The organism is Bacillus sp. FSL K6-3312, assembly GCF_038007485.1.
GTDB classification, from domain to species: Bacteria; Bacillota; Bacilli; order Bacillales; family Bacillaceae; genus Bacillus; species Bacillus pumilus.
Map to the genome: position 1 here is coordinate 2022486 of NZ_JBBOXI010000001.1, position 25090 is coordinate 2047575.

Sequence of the window (25090 nt, forward strand, 5' to 3'; positions counted from 1 at the left end):
CAAAAAGTAAGGGTTTACATGGTTGTGTTTGCAGCGATCCCTCAAGAAATCATCCTTTGTATTCATTCTTCATCAGCGTCTATCAACATAATTTGAAATTGGGCGTAAACCCCAAGATTAGGAAGATGAAAACAGGAGGAAAATGACACGATGAGAAAGAGGATGAAGTGCGGTGTAGGTTTTTTGATTCTAGCTTTGGTACTAAGCTGTATACCAGTATATGATGCGAGTGCAGCAAGTACCCCCATTGCAAAACGAGTAGGAAATGCAAATCCGCTCATAGACCATCACCTGGGGGCAGATCCGTTTGCGCTCACCTATAACGGCAGAGTGTACATTTATATGTCGAGTGATGACTATGAATATCACAGCAATGGAACGATTAAGGACAATTCTTTTGCAAATTTGAATAGGGTTTTTGTCATCTCTTCGGCGGATATGGTGAACTGGACAGATCACGGAGCGATTCCAGTAGCTGGCGCAAATGGGGCCAATGGCGGAAAAGGGATTGCAAAATGGGCAGGCGCTTCTTGGGCTCCAGCCGCTGCGGTGAAAAAGATCAATGGGAAGGATAAATTTTTCCTTTATTTTGCTAATAGCGGCGGAGGGATTGGCGTCTTGACAGCGGACAGCCCGATTGGTCCTTGGAAAGATCCTATCGGAAAAGCGCTCGTCACGCCAAATACACCAGGGATGTCCGGTGTTGTATGGCTGTTTGATCCAGCCGTATTTGTAGATGATGACGGGACCGGTTATCTATATGCCGGCGGAGGCGTTCCAGGCGGTTCAAATCCAACGCAGGGACAATGGGCCAACCCTAAAACAGCAAGAGTTCTGAAGCTAGGGCCTGACATGACAAGTGTGGTCGGCAGTGCATCAACCATTGATGCTCCTTTTATGTTCGAAGATTCAGGGATGCATAAGTATAACGGTACCTATTACTATTCCTATTGCATCAATTTTGGCGGCTCCCACCCAGCAGATAAACCACCAGGCGAGATCGGTTATATGACGAGCTCAAGTCCTATGGGTCCCTTTACGTATAAAGGACACTTCTTGAAAAATCCAGGTGCATTTTTCGGTGGCGGCGGTAACAACCATCATGCTGTGTTCAATTTTAAAAACGAGTGGTATGTCGTGTATCACACGCAAACGGTGAGCTCTGCCTTATACGGAGCAGGGAAAGGCTACAGATCTCCCCACATTAATAAGCTTGTGCATAATGCTGACGGCTCCCTTCGAGAGGTCGCAGCCAATTTTGAAGGCGTTAAACAGCTTTCCAATCTAAATCCTTATCAACGGGTAGAAGCTGAAACATTCGCTTGGAATGGACGCATTTTAACAGAGGCCTCCTCAGCACCTGGTGGGCCAGTCAATAACCAGCATGTCACAAACATTCAAAACGGCGATTGGGTGGCTGTCAGTAATGTCGATTTCGGATCGAGAGGTGCCAGAACCTTTAAAGCCAATGTAGCAGCCGCTTCAGGCGGACAAATTGAAGTACGTCTTGGCAGTCCAGACGGCAGAATTGCCGGAACACTCAATGTCCCTTCCACAGGCGGAAACTGGCGAGAAATAGAAACAGCTGTAAACGGGGCAACGGGAGTACACAACGTATTTTTTGTCTTCAAAGGAAATGGTTCCAATCTATTCCAATTTGATTCCTGGCAGTTTACTCAAAGGTAAACAAAATCTGATGCTACGGCATCGATTAATGGTTGATGGGAGAGTGGGGAAATTTGATGTCCATAATCAAAAAACCAATTTGCACTTTATTGGTCTGCTTCACTATGTTGTCTGTCATGTTCATAGGACCCGGCGTAACTGAGGTGTCAGCGGCAAGTGATGCGAATATTAATGTCAACGCGGAAAGACAAGTGATCCGCGGCTTTGGCGGGATGAACCACCCGGCTTGGATTGGTGATTTGACCGGCCCTCAAAGGGAAACCGCCTTTGGCAATGGGCAGAATCAGTTAGGATTCTCCATTCTACGGATTTATGTAGACGAGAACAGAAATAATTGGCACAGAGAAGTCGCCACCGCTAAAAGAGCGATAGAGTACGGTGCTTTCGTGATTGCTTCGCCTTGGAATCCTCCAAGCCATATGGTAGAGACTTTCAATCGTAATGGTGCGTCTGCAAAGCGGTTGAGATACAATCAATACGCCGCATATGCTCAGCATTTGAATGATTTCGTGACATACATGAAAAATAATGGCGTCAACCTCTATGCCATTTCTGTACAAAACGAGCCTGATTATGCACATGAATGGACATGGTGGACACCTCAGGAAATCCTGCGATTCATGAGAGAAAATGCCGGCTCCATTAATGCACGTGTGATTGCACCAGAATCCTTTCAATACCTTAAGAATATCTCAGATCCTATCTTAAACGATCCGCAGGCGCTTAGAAATATGGACATTCTCGGTGCCCATCTGTACGGAACCCAAATCAGCCAGCTTCCGTATCCTCTTTTCAAACAAAAAGGAGGGGGAAAAGAGCTGTGGATGACAGAGGTCTACTACCCGAATAGTGATAACAATTCAGCGGACCGCTGGCCTGAGGCATTAGGGGTATCAGAGCATATTCACCATTCAATGGTGGAAGGGGACTTTCAGGCGTATGTGTGGTGGTACATCCGGAGATCATACGGTCCTATGAAAGAAGATGGAATGATTAGCAAGCGTGGATACAACATGGCGCATTTCTCCAAGTTTGTGCGTCCAGGGTACGTCAGAATTGATGCAACGAAAAGCCCTGAACCGAATGTTTTCGTCTCAGCCTATAAAGGAAACAATCAGGTCGTCATTGTCGCGATTAACAAAAACAATACAGGAGTCAATCAACACTTTGTCATGCAAAATGGAACTGCTTCGCAAGCGTCAAGATGGATCACGAGCAGCAACAGTAACCTTCAGCCTGGAACTGATTTAAATATATCAGGAAATCAATTTTGGGCTCATCTCCCTGCTCAAAGTGTGACAACATTTGTGGTCAAACGCTAAAAAACACAAAAGCCAATTTTCTCATTAAAAAAGAAAATTGGCTTTTTTCTATGCAAATAGAAAGTTGTTTTTTCACGACGTCTACACTTTGGGTATAATAATAGCAATGACTTCAGGAGAGTGATCATAATGCCCAAGCTACAAAACAAAGTATTGATTATAGATGACGAAAAAGAAATCTTGGAATTAATCCATACAGTATTAACAAGGGAAGGCATTGATCGGGTGATAACAGCTTCAACTGCCCGTGATGGGCTCATGCAATTTCATCAAGAACAACCCGATCTCGTCATACTGGATATTATGCTGCCAGACGGTGAAGGCTACGATATTTGCAAACAAATCAGAGACGTCTCACATGTTCCGATTATCTTCTTATCAGCAAAGGGAGAGGAATCAGACAAAATTGTAGGACTTGCCATTGGCGGCGATGATTACATTACAAAACCGTTCAGTCCAAAAGAAGTCGCCTACCGGGTAAAAGCTCAGCTAAGACGGTCATCATACTTGCAGCCTTCTCAAGCTGATCCCGTCATCAAAAAAGGGCCATTTGAGTTAAACGAGCAGCAAGCCGAACTGACAAAAAACGGAGCGGCGATTGAGCTCACTCCGAAAGAACTTATGTTGATGACCTATTTCTTGCAGCATCCGAATCGCGTGATCAGTAAAGAAACGCTTTATCAAACGGTTTGGGGAGAGGATTTCTTCGGTTCTGATAATACAGTGATGGTTCATATACGAAGACTTCGGGAGAAAATAGAAGATTCCCCATCTACACCAGAATTTCTCGTGACGGTTAAAGGGCTTGGCTATAAATTTGTTGTAAAGGATGCGTAAAGATGAAATGGCGATTAACAGGCAGATATATGGTCTCTGTCATTATCGTGACCATTATCACGGTCTTTATTAACTTATTTGGATTCATGATTTGGCTTGTACTACAAGCAAGCAGCCAGCAAAACGAAGAAAATACGCCGGAAACCTTCACAAGAACATTTGAACAATACATCACCTTATCCGATCAAGATATCACTGTGAGTAAAGAAGGACAGCAAGCCTTAAAACAACAAAATGCATGGATTCAAATATTAGATGAAAATGGACAAGATGTCTACCATGCACAAGCACCTAAAGGTTTAAAGAGCAAATACACACCTATAGAAGTCGTGAACTTACATAAATATAAAGATAAGCATTTGATGTCGACTATTTATGCTGGGGGGAAAAATGGAAAGGGCATGGAATACAGCTACTTTATCGGATTTAAGGACCCTTCCATCGGAAAATATTTATTTTCTTTTGATACGAAAGACTTAATATCGCAATTCAATATCGGGACGATGATTTTATTATCAATAGATGCCATCATTGCCTTACTCATTGGGTACTTATTCAGCCGGCAGCTCATCAAACCGCTCGGCCGTGCCATATATGGCATCCAACGGCTCGCAAACGGAGATTACACGACGAAGCTGCCAACTAAGGGGATATATAAAGATGTTTTCTATAATGTCAATCACTTATCAGAGCAGCTCGCTTCAAGCCAAAAGGAAAAAGACAAATTAGAGCAAATGCGGGAAGAGTGGATCAGTCATATTTCTCATGATATTAAAACACCATTATCCTCAATCCAAGGCTATGCAGAAATCATGAAAGATCCAAATTATCCTCTTTCAGATCAAGACATCAAACATTATGCCAGCATCATAGAGAATAAATCACTTTACATTAAAGATGTCATGGAGGATCTCAATTTAACAACAAGACTGAAAAATAACGATGTGATGCTGCATAAAGAGCTGGTGAACATTGTGCCGTTGCTGCGAGAAACGTTAATTGATATCCTCAACAATTCGAGATATGCAGATCAAAGCATTGAGCTGCAAACGAATGTAGACAAGCTTATGCTGAATATTGATACGATCCTCATACGAAGAGCGGTCACCAATCTCATTTTAAATGCCCTTGTTCACAATGATGCTGATGTGAACATCATTGTAAAGCTTGAACAAAAAGAACATACCCACATCAAAATTCAAGACAACGGCAAAGGAATTGAAGAGGCAGAGCTAGAAAAAGTGTTTGACCGCTACTATAGAGGGACGAATACAGGAGGGACACATGCAGGCTCTGGTCTTGGAATGGCGATTGCAAAAGATATCATCCAAAAACACGGCGGAGATATTACGATACAAAGTATGATAGGGGAAGGAACAACGATTGATATCCAATTACCCGCTTGAACGGACATACAAAAAACGGTTCTGTGATTGAGCAGAACCGTTTTTTTCATCTATTATTCTGAAAACACTTTAATGCCTTTCACAATGTTCCAAATGAAGAAGTAGATCGCGACAAGGAATGTCACAGCATACGTTGCAATTAAGAACGGACCAGCATGACTGATATCGTTCATGCCAAGTAACCCTGAACCGGCAATACCGATGCCAAAAATCAAATAAGGAATTAAATGCGTCCAAAGCGATTTTTTCGCATGATATTTCACTTCGTCCTTTCCTAAGAAATAGACGATAATTGGAAACAGAAACGGTGCAAAAAAGATACTGAAGTAACATAATGAAGACAAAATTTTATTTTCTCTCAAACCTTTTCACCTCTATGATTGATTTAGAAGAGGGGACCATTTGACTCATCCCTCACTTCCTTACAACCCCATTGTACAACCTCAACCTTAACTTGTATTAATCCGAACCTTACAGCAACCTTAAAAATGTTAAACAGTAGAATGATCAATGAAAAATAAAATACAAACTAGGTATTTCAATTTAATCTATTAGAAAAAAACGTTGACTTTGTTCATCTCTCTGATCCTGTGGCTTCGTCATTTTTCCCCTAACATAAAATGAATGTTTCACCTTTATAATGTACATATAGTAAGACAAAATAATAAAAAAGGAGTACCGATGGAGTTGATGACTAGAGGAGAACTTGCCAAAAAAACAGGAATAAGTCCTGCCGCAATTCGTTACTATGAAGAGCACAACATATTACCTGCTCCAAGACGACGTTCAAACGGTTACAGATTCTATACAGAAGACTATATTGTGAAGATTCAATTGATCAAAGATGCGAAAACGCTGGGTTATTCATTAAAGGAAATAGCTGAGATTATGGAAATGCTAAGTCAAGACATAGACCTTGATACGCTAAGAAAAATTGTCCATCTTAAACATGAAGAAATTGAAAGAAAAATCAAAAGCCTTCGTCTCATTCAAGACCTTTTATCTAACTTATTAAAGACCCCCGAAAAAAAAGTACAAGTCTACCTGGAATCATTTCGTGTACCAAATGAGGATGATCAATCATCATATTGAGTGAAAGGAGAGAAAAAAATGAGTGTAGAAATATATCATGGTGAACGTTCTGAAGAAAGTATTCAATTTGAAACATTATTCGCTTCGCAAAGTAATAAAGAGAGTTTTTCTAGTATCGAACAAACAAAAAAATTTCTTAAGCAAAAAGGAATTGAAAATACGCAGCCTTATGCCATTGGGGATGATGTGAAGTTAATGAGTGAGGTACAAGAGCAGACATTCGAAGGCATGCAAGTTTTCACATTGAACGAACAAGCATCACAAAACCAAAAAGTCATTCTCTATCTACATGGTGGCGCATGGACAAATCAGCCGTTGAATGTCCATTGGTGGTTCATGGATAAAATGGCGCAATCACTCGATGCGAAAGTGGTCGCTCCTATTTACCCAAAAGTGCCTCATTATAGCTACCAGGATACGTATCCGAAAATTCTTAACCTATATAAAGACCTTCTGAAAACTGCCGGAAGTGCCAATCAATTGACGATCATGGGAGATTCAGCTGGCGGAAATATCTCACTTGGTCTGGCGCACCTTTTAAAGAAGGAGGATCTGCCGCAGCCGAAGGATATTATTTTATTATCTGCATGTGTTGACATGAGCTTTAGCAATCCTCTCATGTTTGAATATGCAAAAAAGGACCCGATTCTAGGTTATGAAGGAATGGAAGCCATTGCAAAGATTTGGACAGCTGATCAACATGTAACTGACCCAATGATCAGTCCCATTTACGGTGACTTCAAAGGACTTGCGAAGATTACTCATTTCATTGGAACACATGATATGTTATATCCAGATGCCATAAAGCTCGATGAAAAACTAACAGAACAAGGAATGGACATCCAAACCTTTGTTTATCCTGAAATGCTGCATGTGTTTGTTGTCATGCCAATTCCCGAGGCAAAAAATGCCGAGGAGAAAATCATTCAGGTGATCAATCGTTAAGAAATGTAGAATGATTTGATTGAAATAGTCGAAAGTTTAGTGAATGGGCTGCTTTTATGAAAGCAGCCTTTTTCAATTCAACATGAAATACATCCACAATGTCCATTCACTACAGATTAAACTTTCCTCAAATTCCAATTTTTGTTTACAGTGTGCGCATTTCCTATTAATATAATGATTGTTCGCTTCTTCAATGGATTTAAATAAATGACGGCTAGTAAAGGAGAGTGAATGATGAGTGTTTCTTTTCTTCAACCTATGGCTCTGATCTTATTTACATTGCCTTTGTTATTTTTAATATGGGGGATTGTAGGCTATATCATCTTTAAGCGGGTCTACATTGTTCTAATGATCACATTTGCAGCTTCAACCGTTTTTATTTTTGCCTATACGGGGTTTGACATGTCGAATATGTATTGGGTCATCGCTATGACCTTTCTATGCATGTGTACCTCTGTCATCACAAAAATCATCCACTATATGATTTATCGCTATAAAAAAGGATAAGAAGATGATATGTGCAAACATAAGCTTTACAACAGTTCATCACCTCATGTTTGGTATAATAAATACGAGCAGTGAAGTGGAAGGGGAACACGATGAAAACTTTTGATCTATCACAAGAAGATGTAAAATTAATAGACGAAGCAAAAAAGAAGATTATCAGTCTATATGAAGATGATAAACACCATGTAGGGGCAGCGGTCCGTATGAAAACAGGAGAAATCATATCAGCTGTTCATATCGAAGCCTATATCGGACGGGTAACGATCTGCGCAGAAGCCATTGCGATTGGTAGCGCTTTATCGAATGGATATAAGAATTTTGATACCATTGTTGCAGTGAGACACCCTTATTCAGATAAAGAAGATAGAAGCATTAGGGTAGTAAGCCCTTGCGGCATCTGCCGAGAGCTCATTTCAGACTTTGGACCAGCATGTTTTGTCATCATTGAGATCGATGAGGAGATGGTCAAGGTGAAAATCGAAGAACTCATTCCGCTCAAATATACTCGAAGCTGATGTACCACATAAAGATAAAGTAGAAAAAGGGATGCAGCGCAAACGTTAAATGTGATTCTTGCTACATCCAAGATAACTGAAAAACCGCTCAACAAAAGTAGCCCCATATATTTTCTCCATATGTTTCGTGTTAAAAATATACTGTTCCATTTGTTCAAGCTTGCGCAGACTGCGCACTAGTATTTTCCGATCATGGTCAGACAGAGTAGGATCATCACCTATTTTCTCTAAGGCCTTTTTCACACGTGCAGATACATTTTCAACATACAGATGGTTTTTGGATGCTGGCGGAATACATGCCGACAGGTCACAGCCTATAAAACGAACACCGTCAAGGGTACAGTTTTCAAAATCGGCGATCAGCTTTTGCTTGCCATTTCCCTCAAACGTTATATCTATTAGCTTACCAGCAAAGGTACAATTGACGATGTTCGCTACCTGTAAAACGCGGTCATTGAATCTACATTTAGAGAAAGTACAATCGATAAACGTAGCATTCTCCAATGTCATTCCTCTCATATCGCAGGAAGAAAATACGCAATTGGTGAAGACGGCTTCGTTTTTGGCAATGCCCACAGAGCGCAAGTCTGAACGACTAAAAGTACAATGATCAATCGTACTACCGGCAAAAAATCTTGCATTCGTCAGATCACACGTATCAAATACAAGATGATCCAGGTGACAGCTCCAAAATATAAGAGAACGAACATTTGAGTTGATGATCGTCGTTCTGCTGATTGTTTCGTTTTCATACCTGGCAATATCAGAAAATGATTCGTTGTCTATTGATATACCAGACCCAAGTCTTCTCATCGCTATCACCCTATCATTTCTTCAGAATTTTTCACCATCATGATGTCCATTCAGCAAGTTCATTTCATTTTTCTTAGCGCTTGTCTTTGACTCAAAATTATATCACAAAACGATACTCACCCAGCAAAGAACAGATATCCATTTTCATGATGAAAGGGGCCATAAAAGAATGAAAAGGTATGACACATTTCCAGAACCAATCGGTAGCTATATAGCCGGCCGAACCCAGATGGATTTTGAGTATACGGCATCAGATCACTCCAAAAGAGAACTGACCGCATTTATGTATTATCCATCTGATAGCAGTGAAGGAAAGACTCCATCCACATACATGTTTCCTGAAGTCTACGAAATGCTTCATGACCAGCCGCTTGTCACTGAGTTTTTGAAGGAAATAAACTTCTTCTCTATCGATATCAAAACGCATTGTTACGACGACCTGGCTCTTTCTCGGAAGGAAGAGCGCTATCCAGTGGTATTCTATGTTTGCGGCGGGGGTGGTTCACCAGAATGGGGGACAGCCATCTGTACAGACCTGGCAAGCCAGGGGTATGTTGTCGTCTGTATCGGCCATCAGGATAGCACCATGTATAAACGGAAAGATGGGAAGCTGGTGAATGTCTCAAAGGGTTTTTCGGATGTCATTATGGCGTTTTCTGAAGATCCAGAGATGATGGTGCTGGCTAGTAAGATGAAATTGCGGCCTGACGATGAAACGGCTATCGAGATGTGCCGTAACATCCTTACCTTGCCAATCATTAACGAGTTAACAAGATATAGTGAGCGACAGGCAGAAGATGTAAGGTACGTAGCCGATCATCTTCACAAACTAGACTCTGGAGAATGGAAGTCCATCTTTCATGACAGACTGCTACTCGACATCGGCATGGGCATCGCCGGGCATTCTTATGGCGGGCCTACAGCGGCTATTGTTTGCCGGGATGACGACCGGTTTGCCTGCGGGGTTGGCTTAGATAGTGGTGCATTCGGCCTTCTCGACAGCGACCTCAATAAACCCTTTTTGCTGCTGTTTTCTGAACCGAATTATTATATGAATGCGATCATTGGCGCTAACAACAGCATGGAAACCTATTATTTCTCCGTTGATCGTGCTGCACATTTAGATTACTGTGACATCGTGTTTACCGGAGTAGATGAGGAACTTAGAGGCACAAGAGATGCATTAGAGATGCGAAATCTTGTGACAGACTATACGAAGACCTTTTTTGATCATTACATCCTGCAAAAGGCTGTACGTGTTGAAAGCCTGTCATATGAAGGTGTAGACTTAATCAAGAAAACCAGCAACAAGTGAGATAGGGGAAGCTGCTGATAGCAGCCTTTTAAAGAGTCAGTTTAAAGTTGAATATCTTATTTAATTCATAAGCAAAAAGAGCAGCCAACAACCGCTCTTTTTTCGTGTGTTAATCTTCATGTTTTTTAATGGACCTTTTGTGATATGAGTCAGCTTATACCACATTTTTCAAGTTCATATTAAGGTGAGTCACAATAACCTAAACACATTTCCATTGTTCTAATGGTGGAATGTGTTTTTTAGCGATTAAATCGTTTTCGAAGAACTAGGCATGAGACAGCAAAAACTGTGAAAGCGCCCGCTGACCCAGTAGCAAACATCAGCCCAGATTGTTCTAGTTTGGATTTGAATAACAAAGGGACAGAAAGAATGAGAGCGGCACCACTAAAGCCCAATCCTAATATCAACATTGCCAATAATTTATTCATAGAAACACCTCTTACACTCTGAATTAGAACAAGGGAAACCTACTGATCCAAGAATCATTGTTATGATTAGACAACCTTTAGCCTTCCTAGATGGAGTGTATCATATGATGGCGGGCGATTGGTTTCTTATCACTAAATCACAATCATGAAACAAACAATTTCAAACGAACACTGTTCTTTACGAACAATGTTCGTTATAATATAAATGAGATGTAGTTTTAAACGATTTCCATGAAGGAAGAGGAGATGCATAAGATGACGGCATTATCTAAGAACCAAAAGCAAATCGCTATTATTGGTGGAGGACCTGGGGGGCTAACACTCGCCTTAATTCTGCAGAATTACGGTATACAAACAACCATCTACGAACGGGAGATGCATGACAAGAGCCTTGAACGAGGGGGTTCACTGGATATTCATGAAGAAACAGGTCAAAAAGCATTAAAAGAAGCAGGAGTTTATGAGAAATTTCAAAGGAATGCCCGTTATGAAGGAGAAGATTTCCGATTACTTGATAAATCAGGAAGAATTTATTTAGATGAAGAAACGGAATCAGATCAAAAAGGCACTCGTCCAGAAATTGATCGTGGTGTGTTGTGCGAACTGCTGTTAGATCAAATTGATGCTGCAAACATCAAATATGGATATAAACTAGAAAGATGTGTTTCATTAGAAAGCGGCATGACGGAGCTTCATTTTGAAAACGGGGTTGTCGAGACAGTTGACCTTTTGATTGGGGCTGATGGTGCTTTTTCTCGTGTGCGTCCTCTGTTAACAGATATGGATATTGAATACTCTGGGCTCACGATGCTGGAATTGAATATCCTAAGCGTAGAGGGGAACCACCCTGATTTAGCTGAATTTAATAAACGTGGTAAGATGTTTGCTTTAGCAGACCATAAAGGACTGATTGGTCAATTAAACGGAGATGGACGAATCAAAGTGTATGCAAGCCTTATGGTAGACCGCAACTGGATCGAGACTTGTGGTATACCGTTTCATCAAGCGAAAGAAGCAAAAGAACAATTATTAGAGTTATTTAGTGATTGGGATGATCAGTTGAAAAATTATATTCGTTATGCAGAAGATGCCATCATCCCAAGACGGATTTATACGCTTCCTGTCGGTTTTAAATGGAATCGTCATAAAGGGGTAACGCTTATCGGTGATGCAGCTCATGTCATGTCGCCATTCGCAGGTGAGGGTGTAAACATGGCGATGTTTGATGCAAGGGAGCTTGCACTTGCTATTGTCCGACATCCTCATGATATTGAAAAGGCCATTGAGGAATACGAAGACATGATGTACGAATATTCATCGGAAAAGGCTCATGAATCGGAGAACAGTTTAAAACTGTGTTTTTCAAAAGACGCTGCGGTCAAGCTTGCAGATATGTTGAATTCTTTTCAAGAAAACGGTGATTGATGCTCAATTTACTATTTTACTTTGACATGTTATAAAGAGAGTATGAACAATTCTAATCGTCGTATTATAAGTCGCCGGTCTCGGCCGGCTAAAGAGCCCTTAAGCCGTGAGCTCATTGTGAAAACGGCCTATGAGCTTCTTAAGGAGCAAGGAATAGAGGGCATGAGTATGCGTAAGGTGGCTAAAGCATTGGATACGGGACCTGCATCCTTGTATGTCTACGTGAACAATTTTCAAGAACTCAGTGCTTACGTATTGGATTATGGTCTCGGCCAAATGGTTTACCCAGATTCAGAGAATGGCACATGGAAAGAACAGTTATTTGACATATTGCAGACTTATTTCCTACTGCTATTCGAAAAACCTGGTCTTGCTGAAATTTCTCTTTCTACTATTCCACAAGGAACGAACTTTCTTCAGTTGACCGAACATATTCTCGCTGCATTGCACAAAGGCGGAATCAAATCTACATCCGCTGCATGGGGAGTAGACCTATTACTGTTATACGTATCTTCGGTAGCTTACGAAAAGGTCTCTTGGAAGAAACATGACTCTTCGCAGATTTCAGACACAAAAAAAACATTTCATAATGCAGACAAAACGCGTTTTCCTTTCATTCATAGTGTAAAAGAAGAAATGTTTTCAGGTGATCCCGTATCAATGGAACGGTTCCGATGGGGAATTGACGTCATTTTGTATGGAATCCAGAAAGAAATCAATTAGAAAGGAGCACAAGCAAAAAGCAGTCAATGGCTGCTTTTTTTATATGGTTATTTTCACATTTATGATCTTTTGAGCATCATGATATATAAATAAATCTATATATTGTATTTATATATAAAAAATTATATAATCTAGTGGAATAAAAAAATGAGGTGCTTAGGCATGGAACATATTAAAAATTTATTAGAGAGTTATATTCCTTTAGCAATATCTACTGCAAAAATGTTTGGACCAAATTGTGAAGTGGTGATTCATGATTTAACGAACCCTCAAGCATCTGTCATGTTTACAGTAAATAACCATGTGACAGGAAGAGAAATCGGCCAATCATTTGATCATCTAGTAAAGACTGTATTACAATCAGAAGATTTTAAAGAAGATTATCTGGCTGGTTATACATTTGTAACAGAAGATAAGCGTACGATTCGTTCTTCGACTTCATTAATACGTGATTCAAAGCAAAAAGTGATCGGTGCTTTCTGTATCAATTTTGATGTTGAAGCCCTAAATCAAATGCAACATTTTATGGATACTTTTCTTTCTACACAAGTGGAAGCTCAAGAGAAAGAAACAACATCAAATGATGATCTTGAAAATGTGGAAGAAATAGTAGATCAATTGATTCAACAAATCATTCAAAACAGTGTTCATCCAGTCATGAAACGTCATGAAAAAATTGAGCTAATTAAATTCATGGATGAAAAGGGCATTTTTTTAATGAAAGGATCTGTTGAGAAGGTCGCTTCTATGTTAGGCATTTCCAAAGTAACCGTCTATAGCTATTTGGATGAAATCAAAAATAAATCGAGATAAGGAGTGTCAAAATGGAAAGCATACTCGAGGTAGGAAATCTAAAATCAAACGGACACTATGCATTCGCAACCATTCATCAAAACACGGTCTATGTTTCAGGACAATTTGCCATCAACCCCGAAACGAGAGAAAAAGAGTTCGGCCCCATTGAAGAAGAGACATTACAAGCGCTTAAGAATGTAGAGATGATTGTAGAGGCTGCTGGAAGTAAAAAAGAAAAGATTTTGCGCATGACATTATACATTTCGGATATTCATTTATGGGACAAAGTCGATGCTGTTTATACTGAATTTTTCGGTGAACATAAACCAGCACGTACTATTGTACCAACGAATGAATTACATTTTGGTTTCAAAATTGAAGTGGATGCCATTTCATATATTTAAGATCTTTTTTTGCCTACTCTATATAAAAAATTATATTTCGTATAAAAAAATATTTGAAGGAGTTGATGATTGATGAATTAATTGATTTGTAACCATTGCGGGAAAAAATATGAGATGACACCAACTCTATGGAAATGTGATTGTGGTGGAGTATTAAATCTAGTGAAAGATACCCCAAAAATAGACGTCGCAGCTTGGGATCACTATCCAAATTCATTATGGCGTTATGTTGAAACCATGCCATTTTCAAAAGGTTCTAAGACTTGGGAAACTGTCACAATGGGGGAGGGTCAATCCCCTTTAATCGTTCTAGATCCTAATGAGCCAAACACTTATGTCAAAGTTGATTATATGATGCCGACATTATCCTTTAAAGACCGAGGAGCCGCAGTTCTAATGACAAAGGCTAAGGAACTCGGGGTATCAAAAGTGATTGCTGATAGTAGTGGGAATGCAGGAACGGCGATTGCAGCTTATGCAGCGCGCTGCGAGATTGCCTGTGACATCTATCTAAGCGATGACACTTCTCCTAAAAAGGTCGCTCAAATAAAAGCACATGGAGCAATGATTAAAGAAATTCACGGGACCCGAGAGGACATTGCAGCTGCGGCACAAAAGGCAGTAGACAATGAAAGCGTTTTTTATGCAAGTCATGTTTATAACCCTTATTTTTTTGAAGGAACAAAAACATACGCCTATGAAATCTATGAGCAATTAAAAGGAGCACCTGATGCTTTAATCATTCCGGTTGGAAACGGTACTCTCCTCCTAGGTGCATATTATGGCTTTAAAGAGTTATTTGAAAATGGTCTCATTCATAACATACCGAAAATCGTGGCCATACAAGCGAAAAACTGTGCACCCCTTGTGAAAGCTTATCAAAATGAAGAGAAATCAGCATCACCTGTGACGAATAAAGGGACCTTAGCAGAAGGGATCGCCATTGCTGCTCCAGCACGATCCAAACAAATTTTAGAAGCTGTACTAGATACGAATGGTACGTTTATTGATATTGAAGAAGATGAGATCTTAAATGCACGATCTAAACTGAGTGAAAAAGGATTTTATGTCGAAGTGACATCTGCAGTCAATTTGGCTGGTTACATGAAATATCAAAAGGAACCAGAAGAAACCATTGTCATACCTCTTTGTGGTGCAGGGATTAAATCAAAATAACCCTTTCTGATAGTTACTTAATGCCAGATGTTTGTAAGACCGTTACTGTTAGATTACGTCAACTGATCCGAAATTGGCCTGATGAGTATATAGATAAAAATAAACGCTCTCTATCTGGCAGAAGGGATGGAACTAGCACATCAACAAAATGAGCCATTGGGATTTATATAAGAGTAAGAAATGTTGTCATATGACAGCTCATTAAATGCACTTTGATTCAAAAACCTTTATGACCGATTTGATTTATTGAAGAGGTAGTAGATGTGCAAGAAGGTAAATATAGATCCATTGAATGCTTGATTAACACCAGTGAAATAAGGATTCTATAATTTAATGGATCCACTTTTCACAGAAGTTAAAAGTGGATCCATTATTATTTTGGAAGGCAAAAGTGGATTCATAATGAACGACTATTTAATCAAAATAAAGATAAGAAGCAGCAAAGGTTTCTTCTCCTAGTAAACCAAGTGTAAACACCATGGAAATAGAAGTTAAAAAAGGATTCATCGGCTTTCATATTTAATGTCACAGAAAACGCAAATCTGGCTGGAGTTGAAGTGGTAGGGCGGCTTTTAAACGCTTAGCAATTCCTCATTGAAATTATACTCAAACTGTAATCTCATACGAATTTTCAGGAATCTTATTCATAAACGTGCTCATTTCCCCTACGGAGAAAAGATGAAGCTCGTGCATAGCCCTCGTACATGCAGTGTAAAAGAGTTCCCTTTCAAATTCTCTTCCATATTTTATATTAGAAGCATCGTATATGATCACAGCATCAAATTCGATTCCCTTTGCTAAATAAGCAGGGAGAATTAAGATACCTTTTTGATAGGAAATCGCACTTTGTTCAATCATCTTGAGATCCATTTGCTTACTCAATTGCTCATAGGATTCCTTGCATTCTTTTCCCGTTTTACATATCACAGCGATTGTTTCATGGTTTGCTGACTGCAGTTGACGAATCTTCTTTGTTATTCGAGATTGAAGGGTGTCAAGATCCTCAACCTTCGTAAAAGTAGGCTTCTGACCATCTCTGTTAAAAGCTTCAATAGTTTCTCCTTCTTCTATAATTCCCTTTGTGAATTCAACGATTTGACGAGTTGAACGGTAGCTTTTCGTTAACTCTATTCTCTCAAAATTTTCTTTTACATATAATTCGCTTGATAGTAAGGTTGGTGCATTTAGTGTATGGGCATAAATCGCCTGATTAAAATCACCTAGAATCGTCATTCGGCAATAAGGAAAAAGCTGCTTAAGAACAAAAAACTGAAAGGGTGAATAATCCTGTGCTTCATCAATTAATAAATGGCGTATTCTTGTGTTTATTCTTTTTCCCTCAAGTTTATCTTGGAGATACAAATAAGGCGCTGCATCTTCATACGTCATTTCTTTTCTTTGTAGCTTTTTTAATGTATACGAACAAATTTCTTCCCAACTTTCAGGAAGTGTATCTTTAAGCTTTTGAAGGATGTTGTCTTTCTGTTTAAACAGTTGACAGTAAATCGCCGCTACATTAATAAACTTTAGTTTCTTTACAGCTGTTCGTATTGGTTTAAAGTGTTTTTTGACAATCATTTTAGCTATTTTCTTTTGCTCCTGTTCAAAATCGTCGAACGTATTCTCAGAAAATCTTCCTTCCTTCAGTAGCTCACTATAAACTTTTGTATACTCTTCAAGTTCTAACAGATCACTTTCTTCTATTACCCAATCTTTGGTTCTTTCCAATTTTTCTTTCTTTCCTAACTCTTTTAGAAGCCATTCCTTTACTAACTGCATACGATTTGGAATGGAGATAGATGCATCTAGTGAATAAAAATAGTTTTTAATTTGTTCAGCTCTAATCAACATTTCTCCTCGGAAAGAAATATTTTTAAAGATAAGCTCTTCACTCGAGAGAATAACAACATAGGAATCAATCAAAGCTTTAAAATCGCTACTCGCTTTATACCGTATTCCTTTTCTTCTTGCAGGATACTTTTTATGGTCCTGACATGTAAGCATATATTCCATTTGCGTAAACGGATGTTCAACATCAAATTGTTTTCCAAGACGCTTCTCCACATATTCTTGGAATGTGAGCTGCTGCATATTGTCCTCCCCTAAATCAGGGAGGACAGAAGCAATGTAGCGATTAAATAAAGAATTAGGTGAAAAAAGCATAATATTTTCAGCCGTGATCTCATTCTGGTAGTGATATAGCAAATAAGCAACTCTTTGAAGAGCTGCAGAGGTTTTCCCACTTCCAGCAACCCCTTGTACAACTAAATACTTGCTTTTCACGTTACGAATAATCTGATTTTGCTCTTTCTGAATGGTAGCAACAATACTTTTCATATTGGTACTCGCATTATTGCCAAGTACTTCTTTCAAAAGTTCATCGCCAATGGTAACATCCGTATCAAACATCGTTTTGATTTGCCCATCTCTCGTGATAAACTGACGCTTTAACTCTATTTCTCCTTGAATTATCCCTTCTACTGTTTCGTATTGGGCTGATCCTGGAGAGTAATCATAATAAATACTGGAAATAGGGGCTCTCCAATCATAAATAAGAAATGTTTCTTCATTTTCATCCATTAAACTCGAAACTCCAAGGTACACGTTATTTGTTGTCTCCTTACCATTTTCGAGAAAATCAACACGGGCGAAATATGGAGAATCTTTTAATCGAGATAAGGTCTTCCTCTGCTTATCTAGTTGACGGTGCGTTCTTTCCCTCTCGGACAGCATCTCCGCCTGCTGTCTAATGCTTGATAAGGTTTCACTAGCATCTTCAGGATTATCTAGATTTATTTTCACATCATCCCAAAAGGTTTTCTTTAGATGAATGACATCTTTCTTTAATCCACCAGAATCATGATCCAATTTAACCACTTTTTTTTCAATTTCTCTTAAAACAGTACGAATGCGCTCCTCTTCATACTTTCGCACTTGGTTTTCATTCGTCATCTCTTCACACTCCCTAAAGATGTTAAGTAAATAAATAATACATCATTGACCGACCGACGGTCAATGATGTATCTTTAAAAGACAATTATAAGTCTCAAGGGGGAAGTTCCATGAAAAGAATTGTCAAAAAACCCGAAGAAAGAAGAACCGAGATTATTTCCGTCGCAAAAGATTTGTTCTCATCTAATGGGTACGAGAATACTACGATTAGCGATATTATTAAAAAAATCGGAGTTGCAAAAGGCACTTTTTATCATTATTTCAAGTCAAAAGATGAAATTGCGGACGCAGTAATTCAAGACTCTATTGATTCAAGTGTTCAATTGTTTAAACAAATTAATAGTAACTCCGATTTAAAAGCAATAGAGAAGTTTATAAATATTATTCAGTTTTTTTCACAGGAAACATCAAATCATTTCAGTGATGGATTAATGACTCATTTACATCACAAAGATAACGTTCTTCTACATCAGAAAATGAAAGTTTGCATGATAAAAGAATATGTTCCAATTATTTCATCTGTTTTGAAGCAAGGAGTAGAAGAAGGTGTATTTCACACGGATTTTCCAGATGAAATTACGGAATTCTTATTAGTCGGACTCCATTTTATGCTTGATCCCAGCCTTTTCTCATTGACTCACGAACAGCTCATTGCCAAACTAGATGCGATTGACGAGATTTATGAAAAACTATTAGGTGCTCCAAAAGGTAGCTTTCCTTCAATAAAACAATATTTCGAAAAGTTGTATTGAGTTTGTTAAAGCATTTAAGGTTACGAAATAAAACAGAAAGAATTCGATAAATATGTGCACTGTTCATTAAATCATCAATTTATGAACACATAGCAATTAAAATATTTTTCCGCCTTTATAATTGACAAAATTTTTTATTTGTGCTATAATTTAATTTTATTTTTTTCAGTTATATAATAGGGTTCTCCTGGCCAGGGGGAACCCTATTTTTTTGTTCTAAAATAAAGGAGTGTGTTTGTATGAAGAAAAATGAGTCAAGTGTAACTTCGTTAATATCAGCTTTTGGCAGATCCTATCATAGTCAATTTGATGATACCCCTAAAATCTTTAATGATTATTTAGCTAAAGACTTAATTTCTGTAAAAGAATTTAATGACATCAAAGAGAATATGGTTCAAGGCATACATTTCTTCAACAAAGATATCGCACAAAAATTCGAGGGAAATACAGAAGAAATATTAAAATGGATTACACAAGTACAACTTTCTCCAATAACCTTATCACGTGCTGCGTATTGCGAAAAAGTATTGCTTAATGAGGTAGCGTTAGGATTAAGACAATATGTCATACTTGGCGCTGGATTAGATACTTTTAGTTTACGACATCCAGAATTGGAAAACAGCTTAGAAATATTCGAAATTGATCATCCCACTACACAGGAATTTAAAAAGCAAAGATTGGACGAGGCTAAATTAAAAATCCCAAGTAATCTTCATTTTGTTTCAATGGACTTCACAAAAAAGTTGTCCTATCAAAACCTAATAGGTAAAGGATTTGATAACAAAAAGACGTTCTTTAGTCTTTTAGGTGTTTCATACTATTTAACTAAAGAGGAAGTTTCAAGCTTAATAGATTATTTATTCACCAAGGTTCCATCAGGAAGTTCGATCGTTTTTGATTATGCAAACGAGAAACTATTCGAAGAAAAAGGAACCTCTAATAGAGTTGAAAATATGTTGAAAATGGCTTCAATGGGCGGGGAACCAATGAAATCTTGTTTTTCTTACTTTGAAATTGAGAAGATGTTAGAGAAATCCGGTTTATTAATTTACGAACACCTATCACCGGCTCAAATTCATGAACTTTATTTTAAGAATCGTAACGATTACTTATCTGCTTTTGAAACGATTCATTACATTCATGCGATAAAAAAATAAAACATATTAAAGATACTTAATACACTGCTCCATTAAATATATTTTAGGCAATAATTAAATTCAAAAACTTTTATGACTGATTTAATATATTGGACATAGAGGTTTTTGATTTTTGATATTACATACAAAAGGGTAGTTGGAGATGGAAAAGAGGAGTGCACAACAATGGATCTACATTTACCTTCTTGTACATCTGACTAGAATTACATTCACGGCTGAAAAAATAGAATGTCTAGTAAAGCACATTGTTCTATCTAAGTCAAAAGGAGAGGTTATTTTTGAATGACAGTAGAAGGAAAGATATCCAACAAACAGGGCGTGAGTTAGCTCTTGCACAGCTGCTGATATTGCAAAGGAATCTATAACAAGCATGACAGGTGATATTCTTGTTGATGCAACAAGTTCACTCATTCCTGGGATCTCAGGTGCAGTTCAAAGTTATAAACGTGCCCGTTTTGAAAGAAACATCAAAACATTCACAGAAGAATTGCAATCTAAAATAGAGGAAATCCGTTTAAATCTAGAATTAAAAACACTTGAACAAAAAGAACAGATTGATCAGTTATTTCAATATGTGCTGGATTACGTTATAGACGAACAACAGGAAGAAAAAATTCGATATATGGTAAATGGATTCGTGAATATTACTGAACATCACCATGTTTCGAATGACTTTATCCTAACCTATTACGACGTCTTAAAAGAACTTAGAATGGTGGATATATCTGTCCTTAGACTTATGTATGTTTCTCGTTTTGCATTTGATCAAGAATCAAAAGAAACGTTTCAGGAAATTATGGACAGACATGGTATAAGCTATGAGCAATATAAAGCAGTTCGTAGAAATCTACTTAGGATAGGATTTCCAAGTTTGGACGTGATTTTGTAGAATTTTATTTAGAGTCAGAACAACCAGTTAGTGAACAGGACATTTAATATATTTGTGTTTTGCTCTTAATTTTTGTAGGAATCATGGTAACAAGTATCACTGGCTAACAGTAAAAACATCATATTAAATAAACCGTAGGGAAAGTTAAAGATCCTCCTGAGAACCTTTACGACCATTTTAATAAGGACTTAGAGGTTTTTAAATATTACATTTCAACAGAATGGAGCCTTGTTCACGTCCTAATATGTAACTCATTTAGGCAATAATTAAATTTATGACTGATTTAATATATTGGACATAGAGGTTTTTGATTTTTGATATTACATACAAAAAGGTAGTTGGAGATGGAAAAGAGGGAGTGCACAACAATGTAAGAGGGAGTGCACAACAATGTAAGAGGGAGTGCACAACAATGGATCCACATTCACCTTTATATTTTTATTTATTAGTTTACATAATATATATTCTAGGAAGTTAGAGCATGAATGAATTTTCGATGTCTCAATACTAAGTATACTTATCTTATTGAGACAAAAAAGAAAAAATCAAAATCCAACATTTAATCTTCAGATTTTGATTCATGTAAATGCTTTATGATTTTTCGTTTACCAACTACCTTCAAAAACTACATTGTCACTGCAAGCGCCCAACAATTTCTTTAAAATGGATTGTCTTTTTTGTGGATGACCTGTTTGCTGTCAATTGTCTCGCTTTTTTCCGATCTGTCATCAGCTCTGTCATCAGCGTTTGATCATTAAGATAGAAAAGATTCTCCGTGGATCATCTTTTCTTGTTGACCCTCCCTTCTATTTATATAGATTCATGGTTTGAAGGAATGCCTCTGTGAATTGGGTCGTCGTCTCGTTTCCTCCTAAATCTTTCGTTTTAATGTTCATTTTCATGATCTTATGAAGTGTACGTTCGATAAGAGCTGCCGTCTTTTTTAACCTTTCATCATGATATTTCGCATGTAACCAGTCACAAAGCATCACTGTAGAAAGAATCATGCCAATTGGGTTGGCGATATTCTGCCCAGCGATATCCGGTGCTGATCCATGTGCCGCCTGTGCCATGGCTTGGTCTTCGTTACAATTTAATGAAGGCGCTATTCCTAAACTTCCGACTAGCTCACCTGTTAAATCAGATAAAATATCACCAAACATATTCTCTGTCACAATGACATCAAAATCACTTGCACGCCTCACTAAGTGAGCCGCCATTGCATCGATATGTACATCCTCTACCGCCACTTGCGGATACGCTTTTGCTACCTCTTGGCATGTTCGCAAAAACAAGCCAGACCCTAATTTGATAACATTTGCCTTATGAACAATAGTAACCTTTTGCCTGCGCTTCATCGCACTTTGAAAGGCTGTATGAGCAATACGTGTTATCGCTTTTTTTGTAAATACACCTGTAGATATAGCGACATCTGGTGTAATCATCCACTCTCCTACCCCATGATACATGTTCCGATCTGGATAGAAGCCTTCTGTATTTTCTCGAAAAATAACGAGATCGACGTCTCGTACAAGGCTTTGTACCCCTGGTAACGATTGAGATGGACGAATGTTCGCAAATAGATCAAACGTATGACGGAGCTCTCCGCTTGGATTTCTCCTCTCTTTAAATATGTCTGGGTATGAAGCAGAATCATGAGGCCCTAAAATCCATCCATGGCATTTTTTCAATTCGTCTTTAGTAGATGTCGGCACAGGATCTTGGTGAAGAGAATGGATGGCTTCAAAACCGATTGGACATTCTACAAATTCCACAAATGACTCATGAAACTGTGACAGCGCTGCCTCTAAGATGCACATACTTGCTTGTACAATTTCTGGTCCAATTCCATCACCTTTCAATACACCGATTCGATATGACTGCACAAAATCCGCCTCCTTTGTCTTTATTTTACTTCTCACCAGAAGAATTGTGAAGGCGCCATTTCTTGTTACTAAAATTTCAGCATGACCTTTTCTCATGTTATTTACGAATCAGGAAGTCTCATTTATAATCGAGTAGATTTGTTCTGTAATATATATCATTAAATGTGAGGGATTAGATGGAATTAAAATGGTATAAAGCAATCATCATCATTTTCACGATGTCTGGTATTTCCATCTCTACATGGTTTTCACGGACACCAGAAGTTAGAGATTTATTACAAGCGAATACAGGGACAATGGGACTTATTTTACTTGGCTTATCTGTTGGTTCTATTGTTGGACTTGTCCTTTCCAATATATTCGTTCGAAAAAAAGGCGGACGAGTGGCCATTGTGATCAGCGCTTTTTTGATGTTCACTGGATTCACGACTCTCGCTATTGGTTCAACACTCTCTTCTACCCTTGTTGTCACAGCCGGTCTTTTTCTTTTTGGAGCGGGCTCAGGCATGTGCAATGTGGCCATGAACTTAGAAGGGACAGAAATTGAGTACAGCATCAGGAAAACCATCCTGCCTATTTTGCACGCTTCCTTCAGCATTGGCACGTTAATCGGTGCAGGTGCTGGCATTCTCTTTATCCATCTAGGGGTATCTGTGTTGATTCACCTTCTGATCATTGCCATTCTTTTCTTTCTCAGTATTTTGATTTGTACACGGTTTATTCCGCACGGGACAGGAAAGGATCAGCTTGAGAAGCAAACAGATACAACTGATCGTTCTCATTCGGCATGGCTGAACAAACGGACGATATCTCTTGCGATGATCGCCTTATGTCTTGCATTTGTAGAAGGCTCTGCAAATGATTGGATTCCCCTTGCGATGGTAGATGGGTACCAGGTTTCACATTCCATGAGTACCGTCATCTATGCTTTATTTTTGTGCGGGATGATTAGTGGACGACTGATCAGCGGACGTTTAATTGATCGATTTGGCAGGGTGTTATTGCTAAGAGTCGCTATTTTTTCAGCAGCTGCCGGACTCTTGTTAGTCATTTTAAAGATTTCACTCGTAGTGTGTATGATATCCATCTTTTTATGGGGACTTGGCGCTTCTTTAGGCTTCCCGCTAACCATTTCGGCAGCTGGTGATGATAGCCGCTACGCCGTCAAACGCGTCAGCATTGTGACCTTATCTGGTTACACAGCCTCTCTTTCTGGTCCTCCTATTTTAGGACTGCTCGCCAATGAGGTGGGATTGCTTCATGCCTTTATATTTGTTCTATTCGCTATATGTATGGCGGGAATCTTTACAAAAGCTGTAGCAAAACCACATTCATTACATTCTCACTAAAAAGTGTCTGATCCTCGATCATGGCACTTTTTTTAAATTAAAAAATAAAATTGAAACCTTTCATTAAGTGAAACAGTCCTATAGATGTCCTGATGTTTATCGCTTTTTTAAAGAGGGAAAGTAAAAAAATAAGACTTTTCAAATAACAGAAAACGTGGTAAGATCATGAAAATAAACAGGAAGGGGTGAGATAAATGAAAAAAAATATGCTGCTAAAATTAGCTGTCTTATTCATAGCACTCGCAAGTTTTCATTTGTTCTCAATGCCTCATTCCGTTCAAGTATACCATCATGCAAAGGTGGTTGCCGATCAAGAATCACATGAGATGAAAATCGCTCAGACCATGGGCGATGAAAAGAAACAAAAACATGTGAGCGCAGTATTTGCCGCATTTACAGTACTGCTGATGATTGGCAGTATGACAGCTGGATTTGCACGCATCACTCATACTGATCAATATGACCGGAAAAAGAAGCATTTACTTGCAGTGTTCTATCAATCTTCTTATTTCCGACTATCTCGTGTTTAACCCAACCATCTAAATCAAAACAAAAATTGGGAGGTTTTACACGATGTTATTTTTCTTAAGAGTATTCATTCTAGGTCTATTCTCTGTCACTTCACTTTCTCTTTTCGTCTACCAAGGAATTGAAGTAGTGCACGCCATTACAAACATGTTTGGCAGCCACGAGAGCTAAATGACCCGTATATAAAA

At 38.5% G+C, this 25090-nt stretch carries 25 protein-coding genes; 20 read left to right on the forward strand and 5 right to left on the reverse strand.

All coding sequences use genetic code 11. From position 1 onward, the window contains the following. The first annotated feature begins 150 nt into the window (after positions 1-150). The 4 genes from MHI11_RS10555 to MHI11_RS10570 all read left to right on the forward strand — a co-directional run bounded on the left by MHI11_RS10555 (position 151) and on the right by MHI11_RS10570 (position 5251). On the forward strand, positions 151-1686 hold the full coding sequence (locus tag MHI11_RS10555) for a glycoside hydrolase family 43 protein (protein WP_044141360.1): 1536 nt from the start codon (positions 151-153) through the stop codon (positions 1684-1686). A 53-nt stretch (positions 1687-1739) separates the two neighbouring features. After that, positions 1740-3008, forward strand: coding sequence for a glucuronoxylanase (locus tag MHI11_RS10560; protein ID WP_340961031.1), 1269 nt, complete (start codon positions 1740-1742; stop codon positions 3006-3008). A 129-nt stretch (positions 3009-3137) separates the two neighbouring features. Next, positions 3138-3845, forward strand: a complete 708-nt coding sequence (locus tag MHI11_RS10565) for a response regulator transcription factor (protein WP_340961032.1) — start codon at positions 3138-3140, stop codon at positions 3843-3845. A gap of 2 nt (positions 3846-3847) precedes the next feature. Continuing rightward, positions 3848-5251: a sensor histidine kinase gene (locus MHI11_RS10570; RefSeq protein WP_044141363.1), complete on the forward strand. Its 1404-nt coding sequence runs from the start codon at positions 3848-3850 to the stop codon at positions 5249-5251. A gap of 53 nt (positions 5252-5304) precedes the next feature. On the opposite strand, the gene MHI11_RS10575 is transcribed toward MHI11_RS10570, so the two are convergent. Continuing rightward, positions 5305-5613 (reverse strand): DUF4870 domain-containing protein, encoded by a 309-nt coding sequence (locus MHI11_RS10575; RefSeq protein ID WP_050944865.1) that lies wholly within the window; start codon positions 5611-5613, stop codon positions 5305-5307. Positions 5614-5932: 319 nt separating this feature from the next. On the opposite strand from MHI11_RS10575, the gene MHI11_RS10580 reads away from it, so the two are divergent. From MHI11_RS10580 to MHI11_RS10595, 4 genes are all read left to right on the forward strand, one after another. Then, complete coding sequence (locus MHI11_RS10580) at positions 5933-6343, forward strand: MerR family transcriptional regulator (protein WP_340961033.1); 411 nt, start codon at positions 5933-5935, stop codon at positions 6341-6343. A gap of 18 nt (positions 6344-6361) precedes the next feature. Beyond that, positions 6362-7288, forward strand: a complete 927-nt coding sequence (locus MHI11_RS10585; protein WP_340961034.1) for an alpha/beta hydrolase — start codon at positions 6362-6364, stop codon at positions 7286-7288. Positions 7289-7522: 234 nt separating this feature from the next. Next, a complete protein-coding gene (locus MHI11_RS10590) occupies positions 7523-7795 on the forward strand; it encodes a DUF2651 family protein (protein ID WP_106065369.1) in 273 nt (90 codons plus the stop codon). A gap of 92 nt (positions 7796-7887) precedes the next feature. After that, positions 7888-8310: a cytidine deaminase gene (locus tag MHI11_RS10595; RefSeq protein ID WP_340961035.1), complete on the forward strand. Its 423-nt coding sequence runs from the start codon at positions 7888-7890 to the stop codon at positions 8308-8310. Positions 8311-8355: 45 nt separating this feature from the next. Here the strand turns inward: MHI11_RS10595 and MHI11_RS10600 are convergent, their stop codons facing one another. Beyond that, positions 8356-9123 carry a pentapeptide repeat-containing protein gene (locus MHI11_RS10600; protein WP_340961036.1) on the reverse strand — a complete coding sequence of 256 codons (768 nt, stop codon included), beginning with the start codon at positions 9121-9123 and terminating at the stop codon, positions 8356-8358. Positions 9124-9292: 169 nt separating this feature from the next. Here MHI11_RS10600 and MHI11_RS10605 point away from each other — a divergent pair, with 169 nt between their 5' ends. Further along, a complete protein-coding gene (locus MHI11_RS10605; protein WP_340961037.1) occupies positions 9293-10438 on the forward strand; it encodes an alpha/beta hydrolase in 1146 nt (381 codons plus the stop codon). 239 nt (positions 10439-10677) lie between these two features. Here MHI11_RS10605 and MHI11_RS10610 read toward each other — a convergent pair whose 3' ends face one another. Then, positions 10678-10866, reverse strand: coding sequence for a hypothetical protein (locus MHI11_RS10610; protein WP_106065365.1), 189 nt, complete (start codon positions 10864-10866; stop codon positions 10678-10680). A 255-nt stretch (positions 10867-11121) separates the two neighbouring features. On the opposite strand from MHI11_RS10610, the gene MHI11_RS10615 reads away from it, so the two are divergent. The 5 genes from MHI11_RS10615 to MHI11_RS10635 all read left to right on the forward strand — a co-directional run bounded on the left by MHI11_RS10615 (position 11122) and on the right by MHI11_RS10635 (position 15389). Further along, positions 11122-12291 carry an FAD-dependent oxidoreductase gene (locus MHI11_RS10615; protein ID WP_340961039.1) on the forward strand — a complete coding sequence of 390 codons (1170 nt, stop codon included), beginning with the start codon at positions 11122-11124 and terminating at the stop codon, positions 12289-12291. A 42-nt stretch (positions 12292-12333) separates the two neighbouring features. Further along, a complete protein-coding gene (locus tag MHI11_RS10620; protein WP_207802138.1) occupies positions 12334-13014 on the forward strand; it encodes a TetR/AcrR family transcriptional regulator in 681 nt (226 codons plus the stop codon). A gap of 162 nt (positions 13015-13176) precedes the next feature. After that, entirely contained in the window at positions 13177-13827 is a 651-nt protein-coding gene (locus MHI11_RS10625) for a helix-turn-helix transcriptional regulator (protein WP_340961042.1), read from the forward strand. Between the two features lie 11 nt (positions 13828-13838). After that, entirely contained in the window at positions 13839-14213 is a 375-nt protein-coding gene (locus tag MHI11_RS10630; protein WP_111911613.1) for a RidA family protein, read from the forward strand. A 114-nt stretch (positions 14214-14327) separates the two neighbouring features. After that, positions 14328-15389 (forward strand): threonine synthase, encoded by a 1062-nt coding sequence (locus MHI11_RS10635; RefSeq protein ID WP_340961043.1) that lies wholly within the window; start codon positions 14328-14330, stop codon positions 15387-15389. A 606-nt stretch (positions 15390-15995) separates the two neighbouring features. Here MHI11_RS10635 and helD read toward each other — a convergent pair. Further along, complete coding sequence (gene helD / locus MHI11_RS10640; RefSeq protein ID WP_340961044.1) at positions 15996-18341, reverse strand: RNA polymerase recycling motor HelD; 2346 nt, start codon at positions 18339-18341, stop codon at positions 15996-15998. A gap of 110 nt (positions 18342-18451) precedes the next feature. Here helD and MHI11_RS10645 point away from each other — a divergent pair, with 110 nt between their 5' ends. The 3 genes from MHI11_RS10645 to MHI11_RS10655 all read left to right on the forward strand — a co-directional run bounded on the left by MHI11_RS10645 (position 18452) and on the right by MHI11_RS10655 (position 21139). Continuing rightward, positions 18452-19093 (forward strand): TetR/AcrR family transcriptional regulator, encoded by a 642-nt coding sequence (locus tag MHI11_RS10645; RefSeq protein ID WP_044141391.1) that lies wholly within the window; start codon positions 18452-18454, stop codon positions 19091-19093. Positions 19094-19332: 239 nt separating this feature from the next. Further along, on the forward strand, positions 19333-20250 hold the full coding sequence (locus tag MHI11_RS10650) for a class I SAM-dependent methyltransferase (protein ID WP_340961046.1): 918 nt from the start codon (positions 19333-19335) through the stop codon (positions 20248-20250). 370 nt (positions 20251-20620) lie between these two features. Further along, entirely contained in the window at positions 20621-21139 is a 519-nt protein-coding gene (locus tag MHI11_RS10655) for a hypothetical protein (protein ID WP_340961048.1), read from the forward strand. 806 nt (positions 21140-21945) lie between these two features. On the opposite strand, the gene MHI11_RS10660 is transcribed toward MHI11_RS10655, so the two are convergent. Further along, positions 21946-23025 (reverse strand): isocitrate/isopropylmalate dehydrogenase family protein, encoded by a 1080-nt coding sequence (locus tag MHI11_RS10660; RefSeq protein WP_185108822.1) that lies wholly within the window; start codon positions 23023-23025, stop codon positions 21946-21948. A 176-nt stretch (positions 23026-23201) separates the two neighbouring features. On the opposite strand from MHI11_RS10660, the gene MHI11_RS10665 reads away from it, so the two are divergent. The 3 genes from MHI11_RS10665 to MHI11_RS10675 all read left to right on the forward strand — a co-directional run bounded on the left by MHI11_RS10665 (position 23202) and on the right by MHI11_RS10675 (position 25073). Continuing rightward, positions 23202-24374, forward strand: a complete 1173-nt coding sequence (locus MHI11_RS10665; protein WP_340961051.1) for an MFS transporter — start codon at positions 23202-23204, stop codon at positions 24372-24374. A gap of 194 nt (positions 24375-24568) precedes the next feature. Next, on the forward strand, positions 24569-24904 hold the full coding sequence (locus MHI11_RS10670; protein WP_003210975.1) for a hypothetical protein: 336 nt from the start codon (positions 24569-24571) through the stop codon (positions 24902-24904). Between the two features lie 43 nt (positions 24905-24947). Next, the gene (locus tag MHI11_RS10675) at positions 24948-25073 is read left to right on the forward strand and encodes a hypothetical protein (RefSeq protein ID WP_003210976.1); all 126 of its coding nucleotides are present in this window, start codon (positions 24948-24950) and stop codon (positions 25071-25073) included. Positions 25074-25090: the final 17 nt, after the last annotated feature.

What these genes read in the sequence shown, in the direction of transcription:
- MHI11_RS10590 (WP_106065369.1), top strand. Translation starts at nt 7,523, where the DNA reads ATGAGTGTTTCTTTTCTTCAACCTATGGCTCTGATCTTATTTACATTG.
- MHI11_RS10655 (WP_340961048.1), top strand. Translation starts at nt 20,621, where the DNA reads ATGACAGGTGATATTCTTGTTGATGCAACAAGTTCACTCATTCCTGGG.
- MHI11_RS10670 (WP_003210975.1), top strand. Translation starts at nt 24,569, where the DNA reads ATGAAAAAAAATATGCTGCTAAAATTAGCTGTCTTATTCATAGCACTC.
- MHI11_RS10635 (WP_340961043.1), top strand. Translation starts at nt 14,328, where the DNA reads ATGACACCAACTCTATGGAAATGTGATTGTGGTGGAGTATTAAATCTA.
- MHI11_RS10615 (WP_340961039.1), top strand. Translation starts at nt 11,122, where the DNA reads ATGACGGCATTATCTAAGAACCAAAAGCAAATCGCTATTATTGGTGGA.
- helD (WP_340961044.1), bottom strand. Translation starts at nt 18,341, where the DNA reads ATGACGAATGAAAACCAAGTGCGAAAGTATGAAGAGGAGCGCATTCGT.
- MHI11_RS10605 (WP_340961037.1), top strand. Translation starts at nt 9,293, where the DNA reads ATGAAAAGGTATGACACATTTCCAGAACCAATCGGTAGCTATATAGCC.
- MHI11_RS10595 (WP_340961035.1), top strand. Translation starts at nt 7,888, where the DNA reads ATGAAAACTTTTGATCTATCACAAGAAGATGTAAAATTAATAGACGAA.
- MHI11_RS10645 (WP_044141391.1), top strand. Translation starts at nt 18,452, where the DNA reads ATGAAAAGAATTGTCAAAAAACCCGAAGAAAGAAGAACCGAGATTATT.
- MHI11_RS10570 (WP_044141363.1), top strand. Translation starts at nt 3,848, where the DNA reads ATGAAATGGCGATTAACAGGCAGATATATGGTCTCTGTCATTATCGTG.
- MHI11_RS10585 (WP_340961034.1), top strand. Translation starts at nt 6,362, where the DNA reads ATGAGTGTAGAAATATATCATGGTGAACGTTCTGAAGAAAGTATTCAA.
- MHI11_RS10625 (WP_340961042.1), top strand. Translation starts at nt 13,177, where the DNA reads ATGGAACATATTAAAAATTTATTAGAGAGTTATATTCCTTTAGCAATA.
- MHI11_RS10555 (WP_044141360.1), top strand. Translation starts at nt 151, where the DNA reads ATGAGAAAGAGGATGAAGTGCGGTGTAGGTTTTTTGATTCTAGCTTTG.
- MHI11_RS10610 (WP_106065365.1), bottom strand. Translation starts at nt 10,866, where the DNA reads ATGAATAAATTATTGGCAATGTTGATATTAGGATTGGGCTTTAGTGGT.
- MHI11_RS10675 (WP_003210976.1), top strand. Translation starts at nt 24,948, where the DNA reads ATGTTATTTTTCTTAAGAGTATTCATTCTAGGTCTATTCTCTGTCACT.
- MHI11_RS10565 (WP_340961032.1), top strand. Translation starts at nt 3,138, where the DNA reads ATGCCCAAGCTACAAAACAAAGTATTGATTATAGATGACGAAAAAGAA.
- MHI11_RS10650 (WP_340961046.1), top strand. Translation starts at nt 19,333, where the DNA reads ATGAAGAAAAATGAGTCAAGTGTAACTTCGTTAATATCAGCTTTTGGC.
- MHI11_RS10630 (WP_111911613.1), top strand. Translation starts at nt 13,839, where the DNA reads ATGGAAAGCATACTCGAGGTAGGAAATCTAAAATCAAACGGACACTAT.
- MHI11_RS10580 (WP_340961033.1), top strand. Translation starts at nt 5,933, where the DNA reads ATGGAGTTGATGACTAGAGGAGAACTTGCCAAAAAAACAGGAATAAGT.
- MHI11_RS10600 (WP_340961036.1), bottom strand. Translation starts at nt 9,123, where the DNA reads ATGAGAAGACTTGGGTCTGGTATATCAATAGACAACGAATCATTTTCT.
- MHI11_RS10620 (WP_207802138.1), top strand. Translation starts at nt 12,334, where the DNA reads ATGAACAATTCTAATCGTCGTATTATAAGTCGCCGGTCTCGGCCGGCT.
- MHI11_RS10665 (WP_340961051.1), top strand. Translation starts at nt 23,202, where the DNA reads ATGGAATTAAAATGGTATAAAGCAATCATCATCATTTTCACGATGTCT.